Annotated in this window: 13 protein-coding genes; 12 read left to right on the forward strand and 1 reads right to left on the reverse strand. The window is 69.5% G+C overall.

Annotated elements, in window-relative coordinates; all coding sequences use genetic code 11:
* Nucleotides 1-28 precede the first annotated feature (28 nt).
* The 6 genes from QM782_RS23640 (at nucleotide 29) to QM782_RS23665 (ending at nucleotide 7,014) form a co-directional block, all read left to right on the forward strand.
* Nucleotides 29-1,033 carry a Bug family tripartite tricarboxylate transporter substrate binding protein gene (locus tag QM782_RS23640; RefSeq protein ID WP_415205309.1) on the forward strand — a complete coding sequence of 335 codons (1,005 nt, stop codon included), beginning with the start codon at nucleotides 29-31 and terminating at the stop codon, nucleotides 1,031-1,033.
* Nucleotides 1,034-1,040: 7 nt separating this feature from the next.
* Entirely contained in the window at nucleotides 1,041-2,243 is a 1,203-nt protein-coding gene (locus QM782_RS23645; RefSeq protein ID WP_415205310.1) for a CaiB/BaiF CoA transferase family protein, read from the forward strand.
* Nucleotides 2,244-2,316: 73 nt separating this feature from the next.
* Entirely contained in the window at nucleotides 2,317-3,474 is a 1,158-nt protein-coding gene (locus QM782_RS23650) for a CaiB/BaiF CoA transferase family protein (protein WP_415205311.1), read from the forward strand.
* A gap of 238 nt (nucleotides 3,475-3,712) precedes the next feature.
* Nucleotides 3,713-4,627: a thioesterase family protein gene (locus QM782_RS23655; protein ID WP_415205312.1), complete on the forward strand. Its 915-nt coding sequence runs from the start codon at nucleotides 3,713-3,715 to the stop codon at nucleotides 4,625-4,627.
* On the forward strand, nucleotides 4,624-5,781 hold the full coding sequence (locus QM782_RS23660; RefSeq protein WP_415205313.1) for a CaiB/BaiF CoA transferase family protein: 1,158 nt from the start codon (nucleotides 4,624-4,626) through the stop codon (nucleotides 5,779-5,781). The genes QM782_RS23655 and QM782_RS23660 overlap by 4 nt, the downstream gene beginning before the upstream one ends.
* Before the next feature lie 3 nt (nucleotides 5,782-5,784).
* Nucleotides 5,785-7,014, forward strand: a complete 1,230-nt coding sequence (locus QM782_RS23665) for an MFS transporter (RefSeq protein WP_415205314.1) — start codon at nucleotides 5,785-5,787, stop codon at nucleotides 7,012-7,014.
* A 114-nt stretch (nucleotides 7,015-7,128) separates the two neighbouring features.
* Here the strand turns inward: QM782_RS23665 and QM782_RS23670 are convergent, their stop codons facing one another.
* The gene (locus QM782_RS23670; protein ID WP_415205315.1) at nucleotides 7,129-8,082 is read right to left on the reverse strand and encodes a LysR family transcriptional regulator; all 954 of its coding nucleotides are present in this window, start codon (nucleotides 8,080-8,082) and stop codon (nucleotides 7,129-7,131) included.
* Between the two features lie 187 nt (nucleotides 8,083-8,269).
* On the opposite strand from QM782_RS23670, the gene QM782_RS23675 reads away from it, so the two are divergent.
* From QM782_RS23675 to QM782_RS23700, 6 genes are read left to right on the forward strand one after another with little or no spacing between them, the layout of a single operon-like run.
* Complete coding sequence (locus QM782_RS23675; RefSeq protein WP_415205316.1) at nucleotides 8,270-9,025, forward strand: SDR family oxidoreductase; 756 nt, start codon at nucleotides 8,270-8,272, stop codon at nucleotides 9,023-9,025.
* A gap of 11 nt (nucleotides 9,026-9,036) precedes the next feature.
* Entirely contained in the window at nucleotides 9,037-10,722 is a 1,686-nt protein-coding gene (locus QM782_RS23680) for a GMC family oxidoreductase (protein ID WP_415205317.1), read from the forward strand.
* A gap of 28 nt (nucleotides 10,723-10,750) precedes the next feature.
* Nucleotides 10,751-12,250 carry an aldehyde dehydrogenase family protein gene (locus QM782_RS23685; RefSeq protein ID WP_415205318.1) on the forward strand — a complete coding sequence of 500 codons (1,500 nt, stop codon included), beginning with the start codon at nucleotides 10,751-10,753 and terminating at the stop codon, nucleotides 12,248-12,250.
* Between the two features lie 46 nt (nucleotides 12,251-12,296).
* Nucleotides 12,297-13,427 carry an ABC transporter substrate-binding protein gene (locus QM782_RS23690; protein ID WP_415205319.1) on the forward strand — a complete coding sequence of 377 codons (1,131 nt, stop codon included), beginning with the start codon at nucleotides 12,297-12,299 and terminating at the stop codon, nucleotides 13,425-13,427.
* A gap of 34 nt (nucleotides 13,428-13,461) precedes the next feature.
* Nucleotides 13,462-14,811, forward strand: a complete 1,350-nt coding sequence (locus QM782_RS23695) for an MFS transporter (protein ID WP_415205320.1) — start codon at nucleotides 13,462-13,464, stop codon at nucleotides 14,809-14,811.
* Nucleotides 14,812-14,833: 22 nt separating this feature from the next.
* Nucleotides 14,834-15,859 (forward strand): Bug family tripartite tricarboxylate transporter substrate binding protein, encoded by a 1,026-nt coding sequence (locus QM782_RS23700; protein ID WP_415205321.1) that lies wholly within the window; start codon nucleotides 14,834-14,836, stop codon nucleotides 15,857-15,859.
* Nucleotides 15,860-15,905 lie beyond the last annotated feature (46 nt).

The following is a 15,905-nucleotide window of genomic DNA, read 5'->3' on the forward strand; positions in this document are numbered from 1 at the left end:
CCAGGTCCAGGCAGTCAAGGAGACGATCATGAAACAACACCTAGGCCGCCGGGCATGGATGCAGTCGGCCGCCCTCGCCGCCTGCGCCATGGGCAGTCTTGCCTGGTCCGGCGGCGCGCAGGCGCAGGATTGGCCGTCCAAGCCGGTGCGCATCGTGCTGGCCATCGGCCCGGGCTCTTCGGGCGATACGCTGGCGCGGCTGATGGCGCCCAAGCTGGAACAGCGCTGGAAGCAGCCGGTCATCGTCGAGAACAAGCCCGGCGCCGGCGGCGTGGTGGGTACCGAGTACGTGGTGCGCGCCACCGATGGCCACACGCTGCTGCTGGCCACCCAAAGCTCCATCCTGCCCAAGTACACCCAGAAGGGCCTGCGCTTCGACCCGCTGACCGACATCGTGCCGGTGCGCAGGGTGCTGGACTACCAGTTCATCATCGCGACCAACGCCGAGACGGCCAAGCAGGCGAAGACGCTGAAGGACCTGATCGCGCTCAGCAAGAAGGGCAGCCAGGGAATCTTCCTGTCCGGACTGGGGCCGACGTCCGTCTTCAACCTGTCCTACGCCATCCTGAACCAGCAGTTGGGTGCCCGCTATACGGCGGTGAACTTCAACAACGTCAACGACGCCAACCTGGCGGTGATGCGGGGCGACGCACAGTTCATCGTCAACAACCCGGCGTCGATCCGGCCCTACTTCGCCAATGGCGCCATGGTGCCGCTGGCGGCCATCAGCAACCATCGCTACGCGAGCCTGCCCGACGTGCCCACGGTGAAGGAAGCCACCGGCTACAGCGGCTACCTCCCCCAGCTGTGGACGGGCTTCTTCGTGCCCAAGGGCACGCCCGAGGCCGTGGTCGGACGCATCAACGCCGACGTGCAGGCCATCTTCGAGGACGAAGCGTTCCGCAAGGAAGTCGAGACCAAGCTCACCGCCTCGGTGGCGACCTCCTCTCCTGCCGCCTTCGCCAAGGACATCCGCGACGAAACGACGGTCTGGCAGGACCTGTTCAAGACCCTGAACATCCAGCCGGAATAAGACAGCCATGGCCGGACCGCTGGAGGGCGTGCGCGTCCTCGACTTGACCTCGAACTTCATGGGCCCGTATGCGTCGCTGCTGCTGGCCGACATGGGCGCCGACATCTGCAAGGTGGAGGCGCCCGGTGGCGACCCGACGCGCGGCGTCGGCCCCTGCCGCAACAAGGGCATGAGCGTCATCTTCCTGCACCTGAACCGCAACAAGCGCAGCGCGGCGCTGGACCTGAAGAAGCCCCTGGCCGCGCAGGCGATGCAGCGCATGCTCGCCCGCGCCGACGTGGTGCTGCACAGCCTGCGCCCCCAGGCCATGGCCAAGCTCGGGCTCACCTACGAGGACGTGAAGCGCGTCAACCCGCGCATCATCTACTGCGGCGCGTTCGGCTTCGGCCAGAACGGCCCCTATGCCGCCCGGCCGGCGTACGACGACCTGATCCAGGCCGCCGTGGGCATGCCGGTGCTGCAGGCGCGCAAGTCGGGGCCGCCCTCCTACGTGGCCACGGCCATCGCCGACCGCCTGGTCGGCATGGCCGCCTGCAACGCCGTCGCCATGGCCCTGTACTACCGCGAGAAGACCGGCCACGGCCAGTCGGTGGAAGTGCCGATGTTCGAGACCTTCGCGCACTTCGTGCTGGGCGACCATTTGTACGGCCACACCTTCGAGCCGCCGATCGGCGACTGGGGCTACGCGCGCATGATGAGCGCCGAGCGCCGCCCCTACCAGACGCAGGACGGCTACCTGGGCGTGAACATCTACACCGACCGCCACTGGCAGCGCTTCTTCCTCGCCGTGGGCCGCCCCGACATGGCCGACGACCCGCGCTACGGCACGATCTTCGGCCGCACCGAGAACATCGGCTATCTCTACAAGTTCCTGGCCGATACCTTCGAGACCAAGACCACCGCGGAGTGGCTGCGCATCCTGACCGAGGCCGACATTCCGGTCATCGAGATGAACACGCCCGAGACCCTGCTGCGCGATCCGCACATGCAGGCGGTGAACTTCTTCCAGCTGCAGCAGCACCCCAGCGAGGGCCTGCTGCGCATGATGGGCATCCCCCAGACCTGGAGCGAAAGCCAGCCCGAGCAGCGCTACCCCGCGCCGCGCCTGGGCGAGCACACGGTGCAGTTGCTGAAGGAATACGGGCTGAGCGCGGACGAGGCGCAGCAGGTCGTGGAATCGGGGGGCGCCATGCAAGCTCCCCCTCTGTGATCGAAACATGATGGCCGCCCGCGTTTGCGGGACAGGCTCCAGAAGCTGTTTTTCAAGGATTCAGGAGACGAAGATGCAGGATGATGTGCAATCCGATCTGCCGCTGGCCGGCATCACGGTGGTGGAGCTGGGCGACAGCGCCTCGGCCCCCTTCGCCGGCCACGTGCTCGCCGGCCTGGGCGCCGAGGTCTGGAAGGTCGAGCGCGCCGGCGGCGACTCCTCGCGCAGTTGGGGACCCAGCCAGTGGAGGGGCAGCGGCGCGGCCTTCCACGCGCTCAACCGCGGCAAGCGCTCGATCTGCCTGGACATCAAGGATCCGGTGCAGCTGGCCACGCTGCACGACCTGATCGAGCGCCACGCCGATGTCTTCCTGCACAACCTGCGCCCGGGCAGCTGCGGCCAGTACCGGCTCGATCCGGAAAGCCTGCGCGCGCGCAAGCCCGCGCTGGTGGTCTGCGAGGTCGGCGCCTACGGCCACGTCGGCCCGCTGAACCAGCTGCCGGGCTACGACCCGCTGATGCAGGCCTTCTCCGGCATCATGATGCTCACCGGCGAGGACGGCCAGGCCCCCGTGCGCGCCGGCGTGTCCATCGTGGACTTTGGCACCGGCATGTGGGCCGTGATCGGCGTCGTCTCGGCGCTGCTGCGCCGCGAGCGCAGGAAGATCGGCGCCACCGTCAACAGCTCGCTGCTGGAGACGGCCATCGCCTGGATGTCCATCGGCATCGCCAACTACGCCGCCGACGGCGAGCCCGGCGGACGCCACGGCTCGGGCGTGGCCTTCATCGTGCCGCACCGCGCCTACGAGGCGGCCGACGGCTACGCCATCATCAGCGCCGCCAACGACCGGCTGTTCGCCCGCCTGGCCGAGGCCCTGGGTCATCCCGAATGGGCCGCCGATCCCAAGTTCGCCACCAATGCGGCGCGCCTGGAGAACCGCAAGGAGATCGATGCGCTGATCGGCCAGGTCATGCAGCAGCACACGCGCGCCCACTGGCAAAAGCACTTCGACGGCTTCGGCCTGCCCTGCGCCTCGGTGCAGACCACGGCAGAGCTGTACGAGCACGCGCAGACCAAGGCCCTGGGCATCCTGGGCAAGACCTGCGAGGAGGAGATCGACCTGGTGGGCATGCCCCTGTCCTTCGACCGCCTGCGCCCTGCGCCTCTGGAACCCGCCCCAGACGTCGGACAGCACAACGCGCAGCTGCAGCAGTTGCTGCGCGGCCAGTGATCCGCCGGCAGGAAACGTGGGGCCCGCCGTGGTACCGGCCTTCAAGCCAGGCGCCCGTGGCCTGATCGCCGAGGAAGCCGTGGCCCGGCCCACGCCTGGCCGGCCTGCTTGCACAGGCATGGTTCGCGCGGCAGGTGGCCAATGAGATCGCCCGCAACCGCGAGCCGGCGCGGGAACTGCGGATCACCGTGGATGCGCGGTGGTTCCTGAACCGCGATCTTTCAGGGAGACGGACAGCATGGGCCCGACCGACGCTGGCTATGTCAGCAACATCACGCGCGCGGAAACTTGGGAGTGCGACTACAACGGGCACTGGAATACCCGCTTCTACACGCGCGCGTTCCAGTACGCCTCCGAAACCGTCGCCCTGCTCGACGGCAAAGGCAATCCCGGCACCGCGACCATCCGTTCGCGGCACATCCGCTTCCACCGCGAACTGCTCTCGGGCGATCCGGTGCTCGTGCGCTCGGTGGCGGTCCAGGGCGGGCGGTGGAACGGAGCCGTCGTGCATCTGCTGGAGAGCGATGGCACCTTGTCGGCCACGGCGCTGGACATGCCTGGCTGCGCCAGCCAGCACCTGCCCCAGGTACACGAACAGGCCCTGGCCCACGCGCTGCCGCGGGGGCTGCTGGATGACGCGCCACTGGCCCAAGGCACCACGATCGACGGCCGGCGTGCCAATCTCGGAATCCTGAGGCCCGGCGCCTACGATCACACCGGCGCGCTGATGTTCGACGAACTGTTTCGCTACCTCGGCTACGCGAGCTACGACCACCATGTCAGCCTGAGCTACTCGCCCCAGTTCACGGCGCAGAGCGGCGTGGGACGCATGGTGGTGGAGATGCGGGCCACTTGGCTGGGACAGGCGCCCGCGGGCAGGGGTCTCCGGTCGAACTCATGGCTGATGCATGCCCAGAGCAAGTCCTTCGCCACTGCGCACTACCTGGAAACACTGGAAGGCGCCCCCATCGCCTTGATCGAGCTGTGCCTGGTGGCCGTGGACATGGCCAGCCGCCGCGCGACGCGCGTACCGGATTTCCTGCTGGCCCACGCGCCATCCGGACAATCGCACGATGCGCCTGCCGCCATCGCGAGCAGCGATGGACCGGCAGGCGTCGATCGACAACTCCACTCGAGAACGGAACACTCATGAAGAACCCGGCACAAGGCCCGCTGAAGGGCGTCAAGATCGTCGAAATCGGCAGCATCGGCCCCGCGCCGTTCTGCTGCATGCTGCTGGCCGACCTGGGCGCCGAGATAGTGCGCATCGACCGGCCGGCCGGGCACGATGGCGGCGCGCCGATCGACGCACGCTTCGACCTGCTCAACCGCAGCCGCCGCAGCGTGCAGATGAACCTCAAGAAGCCCGAGGCCGTGGCCGCAGTGCTGCGCATGGTGGAACAGGCCGACATACTGATGGAAGGCTTTCGCCCCGGCGTGATGGAGCGCCTGGGCCTGGGGCCCGACGCCTGCCTGAAGGCCAATCCGCGCCTGGTCTACGGCCGCATGACGGGCTGGGGCCAGGACGGACCGCTGGCCCAGGCGCCGGGTCACGATGTCAACTACATCTCGCTGACCGGCGCCCTGCACGCCATGGGCCGCGCGGGCGAGGCGCCCGCGATCCCGCTGAACCTGGTGGGCGACTTCGGCGGCGGCTCGCTCTACCTGGCCTTGGGCGTGCTCAGCGCGCTGCTCGAAGCCCGCAGTTCGGGCCAGGGCCAAGTGGTGGACGCGGCCATGGTCGACGGCGCGACATCGCTGATGACGCTGATCTACGGCTTCCACGCGGCCGGCTACTGGAAGGACGAGCGCGGCACGAACCGCCTGGACACCGGCGCGCCCTGGTACAACGTCTACGAAACCAAGGACGGCAAGCACGTCAGCATCGGCGCCAACGAAACGCGCTTCTACCAGGAAGCCCTGCGCGTACTGGGCCTGAACGCGCAGGATCTGCCCGAACAGCACGACCAGGCCGGCTGGCCGCTGATGAAGCAGCGCTTCGCCGAGGCCTTCAAGACCCGCACGCGCGACGAATGGGCGGCGCTGGCTGCCGGCACGCAGTCGTGCATCGTGCCTGTGCTGTCGCTGGCCGAAGCGCCGCGCCATGCCCACATCCAGCAGCGCGGCAGCTTCGTCGAGGTGGACGGCGTGATCCAGCCCGCGCCTGCGCCGCGCTTCAGCCGCACGCCCGGCGCCATCCAGAACCCGCCGCCCCATCCCGGCCAGGACAGCGACGCCGTGCTGGGCGACTGGGGCTTCTCGGCGCAGGAACAGCAGGCCATGCGCGCGGCGGGCGCCGTGCTGTAGCGCATGGCCGAGGCGCCCGGCGCGGCGATGCCCGCGGCGCTGGCCCCATTGCGCCACTCCGGCTTCGCCATGCTGTGGTCCGCGTGGCTGCTGGGCTGCATCTGCATGTGGATGACCGACGTCGCGGCGGCCTGGCTCATGACCACGCTGACCTCCAGCAAGACGCTGGTCGCGCTGGTGCAGACAGCATCCGCCCTGCCGGCCTTTCTGCTGGCGCTGCCGGCCGGCGCGCTCGCCGACTTCGTGGACAAGCGGCGCGCACTGCTGCTGAGCCAGTTCTGGATGATGCTGACCGCCGTCACCCTGGCATCGGCGGCGTTCTTCCAGGCGCTCACCCCCGGCACCCTGCTGGCGCTGGTGTTCTGCGGCGGCATGGGTTTCGCCATGCGCTGGCCGGTCGCCGCGGCGCTGGTGCCGAGAGCCGTGCCGCCGGCCGACCTGGCCCAGGCCATGGCCCTCAATGCGGTGGCCATGAACGCCTCGCGCGTGGCGGGCCCGCTGATGGCAGGCGTGCTGCTGGCCGCCTGGGGCGGCGCCGGCGTGTTCACGCTCGCCGCCGCGCTCTGGGTCACCTCCTCCATCGTCCTGGCATGCTGGCGCCCGCAGCACGCCCAGCCCATGCCGCGCCGACGCACCCCGCTGCTGCGGGCCATGCGATCCGGCTTGCGCTATGCGTACCGGAACAAGGCCTTGCGGGCCGCCATGGTGCGCGTATGGCTGCTGTTCACGGCCCTGGCCGGCCTGATGGGCCTGCTGGCTCCCCTGGCGAAGCTCCTCGGCTCCACCGACGCGACCTTGTACTCGACGCTGTTCGCCTGCCTTGGGCTGGGAGCGGTGTTTGCCGCGTTCGCGCTGCACGGCCTGCGCGCACGCACCCCGCTGCAGGTGATGGTCACCAGGGGCCCCTTCGTTCTCGCGGGGGCCGTCCTCGTCGCCGCCGTGTCCCCCAGCGCCTGGTCCACGGCACCGGCCCTGTTCGTGGCCGGCGGCACCTGGCTGCTCGTCGGGAACACGCTGACCGTCCGGGCCCAGCTCGTGCTGGCGGATCGCCTGCGGGCGCGCGGCATGGCCATCTTCCTGATGGCGGTCATGGCCGGCAGCGCCATGGGCGCCGCGGTGTTCGGGGCCCTGGCGGACCTGGCTGGCGTGCGCGCATCGCTGCTGGCGCTCGCCATCTCGACGGGCGCGGTCCACTGGCTGCTGCGCGCGCGGCTGCCGATTGCCGCGAGATGAGTCCTTCCGTCGGCGCACGGGCCGTCGTTCGCAGGCCGTGCAGCGGCATGCCATCGGCCGTCGGCCCGGCTCCGCGCCGGCCGGCAAGCAGGCCGGTCTTTCATGCGCGGCTGGTCAGCCCAGCGACTGGCGGATGTGCGGCTGCAATTGCGCCGCGCCGGGCGTGGCCAGCATGACGTCGAGCAAGGCGCTCGCGGCCGCGCTGGGCGGCCTGCCGCGCAGGGTGGCCACGCACACCGAGCGAACGGCCCATGGCTCGGCCAGTTGCACGACCGCCACTTCGTCGAACATGGCGACGCGCAGCAGGCCCTCGGGCTGGATCGTGACGCCGAAGCCCGCCTGGGCCAGGCTGATCGCCACGCCGGCGCTCTTGACCTGGGACGTGGGCTTGAACTCCTGCCCCACCCTGCGCACGTGCATGCGGAATTCCTCGAGCATCGGCCCGGAGACGATGAGGGTTTCCTGCGACAGCAGCTCCTCGATCGTGACCTGGCCCCGCTCGGCCAGGGCATGGTCCCGGTGCACGAGAACGACCAGGCGATCCTCCCGGTAGGGCACGACGTCCGCACCGCTCAGGTCGAGCTCAGGCGTTCTCTCGAAGATCCCCAGGTCCGCCTCGCCCTGCACCACGGCCTGCACGGCCTGGGCGCTCTCCAGTTCGTGCACGATCACCTCGACGTGCGGATAGTCGCGCGCGTACTCGGCCAGTTCCCGCGCCAGGAAGGGAATGATGATCGAGCGCCCCGCCGCCACCTTGACCTCGCCGCGCACGCCGTCCGTGAAGGCGTTGATCTCGTCGCGCAGTTCGTTCAGGCTGGAAAACAGCTGGCGCACGTAGCGCGCCAGCACCTCGCCCGCGGGGCTGGGCACCACCCCTCTCGACGTGCGCTCCAGCAGCCGGGCGCCCGCGATCTCCTCCAGATCCTGGATGCGCTTGGTCGCCGTGGAAATGGCGATGTGCTCCCGGACGGCCGCGCGGCTGATCTGCTTCTCTTCCACCGCCGATAGGAACAGGCGCAGCGTGAACAGATCACATCGCCGGATGAGATGCAGACGGTTGAAGGGCATGGCACGGTTCGTTGGCCTTCGATCATAGGCCACCGCCCGACCGCGCCTTCCGCGTTTCGGCGCCCATCAAAGCTCCCTTCGAAATTCGCCAATGGCCCGGCAGCCCGGCCAAACCTAGACTGCGGCAGCCAGGCCCGGAGCATCCAGCCGGCAACGATGTTCACGACGAGGAGACAGAAGCATGGGAATGCTGACCGGGAAAGTGATTGCCATCACGGGTGGCGCGGGCGGCATCGGCCGGGCGGCGTCCCTGCTGGCCGCGCAGGAAGGTGCGCGCGTCCTGGTCGCCGACCTGTCGCTGCAGGGCGCGAACGAAACGGTGGCACAGGTCCGCGCGGCGGGCGGTGAAGCACGGGCCTTCGGCGGCGATCTCACCCAGGCCGCCGCGGCCGACGCGCTGGTGGCCTCGGCCGTCGAGCAGTGGGGCCGCCTGGACGGCGCCTTCAACAACGCGGGGCTGAGCGGCGGCCAGGCCGGCCAGGGCGGCCGGCGCGTCGCGGACTGGGACGAGGCAGCGTTCGACCAGGTCGTCGCCGTGAACCTGAAGGCGGTCTGGCTGTGCATGCGCGCCGAACTCAGGCAGATGGCCGCGCAAGGCGCCGGCGCGATCGTGAACACGGCCTCGCTGGCCGGACTGACCGGATTCAGGAGCACGGCCGGATACGCCGCCGCCAAGCACGGCGTCATCGGCCTGACGAAGACGGCCGCCATCGAGTACGCGCCCGCGGTACGCGTGAATGCGGTCTGTCCCGGCTATACCAACACGGACCTGCTGAAGGACGCGTTCGCGCGCAGCGGCGCGGCCATCCTCTCGCGCATTCCGTTCAACGCGCTCGCCGAGCCGCAGAACATCGCGGAGATGGCGGTCTGGCTGCTGTCGGACCGGGCGGCCTATGCCACCGGCGGCTCGTTCGTCGTCGATGGCGGCTACATGGCGGGCTGAACCAAGCGTCCATGCGGTACGACTACATCATCGTCGGCGCCGGCTCGGCGGGCAGCGTGCTCGCCCACCGGCTCTCGGCCCTGCCCGATTGCCGCGTGCTGGTGCTCGAGGCCGGGCCGGACATGCCGCACGGCCGGATCCCCGAGGCCCTGCTCGACTCCTACCCGGGCGCCGCATACATCGACCCGGCCTATACCTGGCGCCAGCTCAAGGTCACGACCGACGCCTCCGGCCCCGCGCCACGGCTGCGCCCCTACGAGCAGGCCCGCGTGATGGGCGGCGGCTCCAGCATCAACGGCCAGCTGGCCAACCGCGGCTCGCCGCTGGACTACGACGAATGGGCCGCGCGCGGCGCCGCCGGCTGGGGCTGGCAGGAGGTGCTGCCGTACTTCCGCAAGCTCGAGCGCGACATGGACTTCGGCGGCCCGTACCACGGCAACGAAGGCCGGCTGCCCATCCGCCGCATCTTCCCCGACCTGTGGCCCGGCCAGGCCCGGGCCCTGGCCCGCGCGCTCGAAGCCAGCGGCCTGCCCTACCTGCCCGACCAGAACGGCGCCTTCGACGACGGCTACTACCCGACGACGATGAACAACGCCTACGAGCGGCGCGTCTCCGCCTCGACGGCCTACCTCGACCCGGTCACGCGCCAGCGGCCCAACCTCGACATCCGCACGGGCACCGAGGTCTGCCGCCTGCTGTTCGAGGGGACGCGCTGCACCGGCGTGGAGGCGCTGGCCGACGGCGTGCCGACGCGCTTTCACGCCGGCGAGGTGATCCTGTCGGGCGGGGCCATCCACTCGCCCGCGATCTTGCTGCGCTCCGGCGTCGGCCCGGCCGATGCGGCACGCAAGCTGGACATTCCCGTCGTGGCCGACGTGCCGGGCGTGGGCCAGGGCCTGATGGACCACCCGATGATCGCTCTGGCGTCCTTCCTCGCGCCCGAGGCGCGCGTCAACGACTGCACGCGCCGGCACATCGTCATGGGCTGGCGCTACACCTCGGGCATCGCCGGCGCGCCGGGCGACATGAACTGCTTCGCCGCCACGCGCACCGCCTGGCACGACGTGGGGGCGCAGATCGGCTCGCTGCTGCTCATCGTCAACAAGACCTTCTCGCAGACCGGCGCGGTCGCGCTGCAATCGGCCGACTGGCGCGTGCCGCCGCGCGTGGACTTCCGCCTGCTGTCGGACGAGCGCGACATGGAGCGGCTGATGGATGGCTTCCGCCGCCTGGCCAGCCTGCACGAGCATGCCGACATGCGCGCCGCGGCCAGCCATCCCTTTCCCGCCGTATGGGGCGAGAAGGTGCGCCAGGTGGGCGCGATGACCGCGCGCAACCGCGCCTACACCGCGCTGGCGGCGCGGCTGCTGGACGGCCCGGCCCCGCTGCGGCGCTGGCTCATGCGCAAGTACGTGATCGGCAAGTACGACCTGCGGGCGGTGATGGACGACCCGGCCCTGCTGCGCGCCTTCATCCGCGAGGCGGTCATCGGCGGCTGGCATGCGTCGTCGAGCTGCCGCATGGGCGCCTCCACCGATGCCACGGCCGTCACCGCGCCCGACGCCCGCGTGCACGGCGTCCAAGGGCTGCGCGTCGTCGACGCCTCCATCTTTCCCACCGTGCCCCGTGCCAACCTGAACCTGCCGGTCGTCATGGCCGCGGAAAAGCTCGCGGACGCGATCGCCACGCCCCGCTGAAGACCACACCACCTCCAGGAGACCTCCCATGTCATTCAGTGTCCTGCCCATCCGCGACCGCTTCGGCGTCAAGCCGGGTCGCCTGTTCATCGACGGCGCTTGGCGCGACGGCGGCGAATCGCGCTTCGACCAGATCCACCCCGCGACCAACGAGGTCGTGACCCAGCTGGCCGAAGCCGGCGTCAGCGGCGTCGACGCCGCCGTCGCGGCGGCGCGCCGCGCCTTCGACAAGGGCCCCTGGCGCAAGATGGGCGCGCGCGAACGCAAGCGCCTGCTGCAGCCCGTGGTCGAGCGCATCTACGCGGCCGAAGAAGAAATCGCCTACCTGCAAACGCTGGACAACGGCATGCCGATCACGTTCAGCCGCGGCGGCCGCGTGTCCGCCAAGGTCGCCGGCGACATGTTCGACCACTATGCCGGCTGGATCGACAAGATCACCGGCGAGACCTTCCCGCACTACACCGACGCGAACGACATGCACTTCATGACGTTCCGCGACCCGGTGGGCGTCGTCGCCGCCATCACGCCCTGGAACGGCCCGGTGATGACGTTCGCGATGAAGGTGGCGCCGGCGCTGGCCTGCGGCAACACCGTGGTGCTCAAGCCCTCGGAGCTGGCGAGCCTGGCGGCGCTCAAGCTGGCCGACATCCTGGCCGAGTCCGACCTGCCGCCCGGCGTGTTCAACCTGGTCACCGGCGGGCCGGTCACCGGCGAGGCGCTGTCCACGCACCCGGGCGTGGACAAGGTCTCGTTCACCGGCAGCCCCGTGGTGGGCGAGAAGATCTACTCCACCGGCGGGCGCAACATGAAGCGCCTGTCGCTGGAGCTGGGCGGCAAGAGCGCGGCGCTGGTGTTCCCCGACACGCGCGACGTGCGCACCGCCGCGCGCAACCTCATGGGCCTGTGCTCGACCTTCCTCTCCGGCCAGGTCTGCTCCACGCCCACGCGCGCACTGGTGCACCGATCCATCCTCGACGAGTTCGTGCACCACGCGCAGGAGCAGGTCAAGGAGGTGCGCTTTGGCGACCCGTTCGACCCGGCGACGACGTCCGCGCCGATCATTTCCAAGCGCCAGGTCGAGCGCGTGTGCGGCTACATCGCAAGCGGCAGGGAACAAGGCGCGCGCCTGGTGTTCGGCGGCGACCGCCCGGGCGGCGACCTGGCCCGCGGCAACTGGGTCAACCCGACGCTGTTCGTCGACGTGGACAACCGGATGCGCATCGCCCGCGAGGAGATCTTCGGCCCGGTGCTGAGTGTGATCGCCTTCGACACCGAGGAGGAGGCCGTCGCCATCGCCAACGACAGCGAATACGGGCTCTCCGGCGGCATCTACACCACCGACCTGTCGCGCGCCTTCCGCGTCGCACGGGAGATGCACACCGGCTCGGTCGGCATCAACGGCTACACGGTGATGCCGAACTCGCCGGCGGGCGGTGTCAAGCGTTCCGGCATCGGCCGCGAAGGCGGCTGGTCGACGGTGGAAGAGTTCACCGAACTCAAGACCGTGATGCTCAACCTCGCCGCCTGACAACGCGTGACGGCACATGCAACGACCACAGACAAGAGACAAGCACATGCAGACCTTTCGTAGCTTCGCGCACGTCCTCGCGGCGGGCGCACTGGCCGCCGGCGCGGCCGCGCTGGCCCAGGCGCAGGACCTCCCCGTGGTATCGATCCAGTCCTCGACCGGCCCGGTGGCCTTCGCGGGTGTGGGCTACCAGAGGGGCATCCGCCTGGCGGTCGAGGAGGCCAACGCCAGGGGCGGCATCCATGGCCGCAAGATCAACCTCGTCGAGCGCGACAGCGGCAGCGACAAGGGCCAGGCGATCCACCTCGTCAGCCAGGCCATCGACCGCGACCGCGCGCTGCTGGTGCTGGGCCCTTCCACCACCACCGACGGCGTGGCCGTAGCCCCGGTGTTCAACGACAAGAAGACGCCCAGCCTGAGCTTCGCCACCTCCGATGCCGTCCTCAAGCCCGGCCCGTGGATGATGAAGTTCCAGCAGGCGCCCTCGGCCATCGCCCCGCTGTCGGCCCGGTACGCGCTGGAGAAGACCTCCATCCGCAAGGTGGCCTTCGTGTACGACCGCACGAACGAGGGGCTGATCGAGTACAAGAACTTCTTCCGCGATCCCTTCAAGGCCGGCGGCGGCACCGTCGTGGCCGAAGAGGCCGTCGTCGGCAGCGACGCCAACTTCCTGCCCCTGGCGACCAAGCTCAAGGCCCTGGACGTGGATGCGGTGTACATCTCCACCTACGGCGAGCAGGCGGCCAACATCATCGTGCAGCTGCGCCAGGCGGGCATGCCCGAGAAGGTGCGCTACATCGGCACCATCGCCATGGTGACGCAGAAGTTCCTGAGCATGGCGGGCGCGGGTGCCGAAGGCGCCATCGCCGTGTCGGACTACGTCGCCGGCATGGACCGCCCGATGAACAAGGCGTTCGAGGCCGGCTTCAAGGCGCGCTGGGGCGTGGAGCCGGACAACTGGGCCGCATCGGCCTACTCGCTCGCCCAGGTCGGGCTGGCCGCCCTCCAGGCCGCCGGCCCCGACCCCACGCGCGAGGCCGTGCGCGAGGGCTTCCACAAGTTGCGCGACGTGCCCATCGTCGTCGGCTCCGGGCTGTGGAACCACAAGGATCGCATCCCGGCCTACGGCGCCATCGTCCTCACCGTCAAGGACGGCAGGTTCGTCGCCGCGCCCTGAGTCCCGGACGGCTTCGGCACTGGGGGACAGCAACATGCAGCCCATCTCCATCGAAAAGGTGGCCAACGAAGCGGAGTTCAACCGCTTCCACGGCCTGATCCTGTTCTGGTGCGCGCTGATCGTGATCTTCGACGGCTACGACCTCGCCGTCGTGGGTGCGGCACTGCCCGCCATCATGGACGACATGCAGATCGACCCCGCCAAGGCGGGGATCATGGCCGGCTCGGCCCTGATCGGCTCGATGTTCGGCGCGGTCTTCCTCGGCACGCTGGCCGACCGCGTCGGCCGCACGAAGGTGACGGTCATGTGCATCGCGCTGTTCAGCATCTTCACCGCGGCGGCGGGGCTGACACGCGATCCCGTGTCCTTCAGCGTCCTGCGCTTCGTCGCCGGGCTGGGCATCGGCGGCGTCATGCCGATCATGGCGGCGCAGATGGGCGAGTTCTTCCCGCTCAGGCTGCGCACGCGCCTGGTGAGCATGGTGTTCGCGGGCTTCTCGATCGGCGGCATCCTGGTGGCCCTGCTGGCCAAGCAGTTCATCCAGGCCTACGGCTGGCCGTCGGTGTTCTACGCGGCGGGCCTGCCAGTGCTGCTCCTGCCCTTCATCCTGAAGGGCATGCCCGAGTCGATGGCCTTCCTGGCCCGGCAGGGCCGCAGGCAGGACCTGCTGGCGATCCTGCGCCGCATCGCGCCGCAGCAGCACATCGGCGACGGCGCCGAGATCGCCGTCGGCCCGGCCGATGGCGGGAAGCAGAATGCACCGGTCGGCAGCCTGTTCCGGGAGGGGCGCGGCTGGAGCACGGTGATGATCTGGCTGGCCTTCATCACCGGCATGTTCATGGTCTATGCGCTCAACGCCTGGCTCACCAAGCTGATGGCCATGGCGGGCTACAGCCTGGGCTCGGCGCTGAACTTCCTGATCGTCTTCAACGTGGGCTCCATCCTGGGCGCGGCGGTGGGCGGCTGGCTCGGCGACAAGCTCAACATCAAGTACGTGCTGGTCGGCTTCTACGTGCTGGGCGCGGTGTCGCTGACGGCGCTGGCCTACACCAAGGCCACCGCGCTGCTGTTCGTCGCCGTACTGGTCGTCGGCGCATCGACGCTGGGCACGACCCTGCTCGCCATCGCCTACGCGAGCGACTTCTACCCCGCCGCGATCCGCTCGACCGGCGTGGGCTTCGCCGCCGGCTTCGGGCGCATCGGCGCGGTGCTGGCGCCGATGCTGATCGGCTGGCTGGTGTCGCTGCAGCTGCCGCTGGAGCAGAACTTCATGGCCATCGGGCTGGCGGGCATCGTCGGCGCCGTCGCCGTGATGCTGGTGCACCAGGGCCGGGCCGATTCCGAACTGGCAAAACAGGCTGCGGCAGGTGTGCTGCCTCGATGAACATCGTCAACAGGAGATATCAATGAACGCATCCGCTCGCACTCCGCCCTCCTCCCGCCGCCAGTGCCTGCGGGCGGGTATCGCCTCCGCGGCACTGGGCCTGACCGGCCTGCTCGCGGCGGGCCACGCCCTCGCGCAGGACTGGCCGAACAAGCCGGTGCGCATCGTGCTGGCCATCGCGCCCGGCTCCACGGGCGACACGCTGGCCCGCATGATGGCGCCCAAGCTGGAGGCGCTCTGGAAGCAGCCCGTCATCGTCGAGAACAAACCCGGCGCGGGCGGCGTGGTGGGCACCGAATACGTGGTGCGCGCCACCGATGGCCACACGCTGCTGCTGGGCACGCAAAGCTCCATCCTGCCCAAGTACACCCAGAAGGGGCTGCGCTTCGACCCGCTGACAGACCTGATCGCCGTGCGCAAGGTGCTGCACTACCAGCTCCTGATCGCCACCAACGAGGAAACCGCCAGGAAAGCCACGACGCTGCGCGAACTCATCGCCCTCAGCAAGACGACGGACAAGGGCGTATTCCTGGCCGGCACCGGGCCGACCTCGATCTTCAACCTGTCGTTCGCCATCCTCAACAAGCAGTTGGGAATCCGCTACGAGGCCGTGAACTTCAACAGCGTGCCAGCGATGAACATGGCCGTGCTGCGCGGCGATGCGCAGTTCGTCGTGAACACCCCGGCCTCGCTCAAGGGCCACATGGACACGGGCGCCCTCGTCGCGCTGGGCGCGGTCAATGCGACGCGCTATCCCACCCTGCCCGACGTTCCGACCCTGCAGGAAGCCGCGGGCTACACCGGCTACCTGCCCCAGCTGTGGCACGGCGTCTTCATGCCCAAGGAAACGCCGGCCGCGGTGACGGGCCGCATCTACCAGGACGTGGAAACCATCTTCGCGGACGCAGCCTTCCGCAAGCAGGTGGAGACATCGCTCGCCGCGTCCTTCGTCACCCCGGCATCGCCCACGTCCTTCACCAAGGATATCCAGGAAGAGACGGCGCTGTGGCAAGACTTGTTCAAGAGCCTGAACATCCAGCCCGAATGAGTGCCGGGAACACCCTGTCGAAGTCCTGAAACGATCGCTGCCAGCG

Origin of the sequence: Pseudorhodoferax sp. (assembly GCF_047601025.1) — a bacterium.
Lineage (GTDB): Bacteria > Pseudomonadota > Gammaproteobacteria > Burkholderiales > Burkholderiaceae_C > Pseudorhodoferax.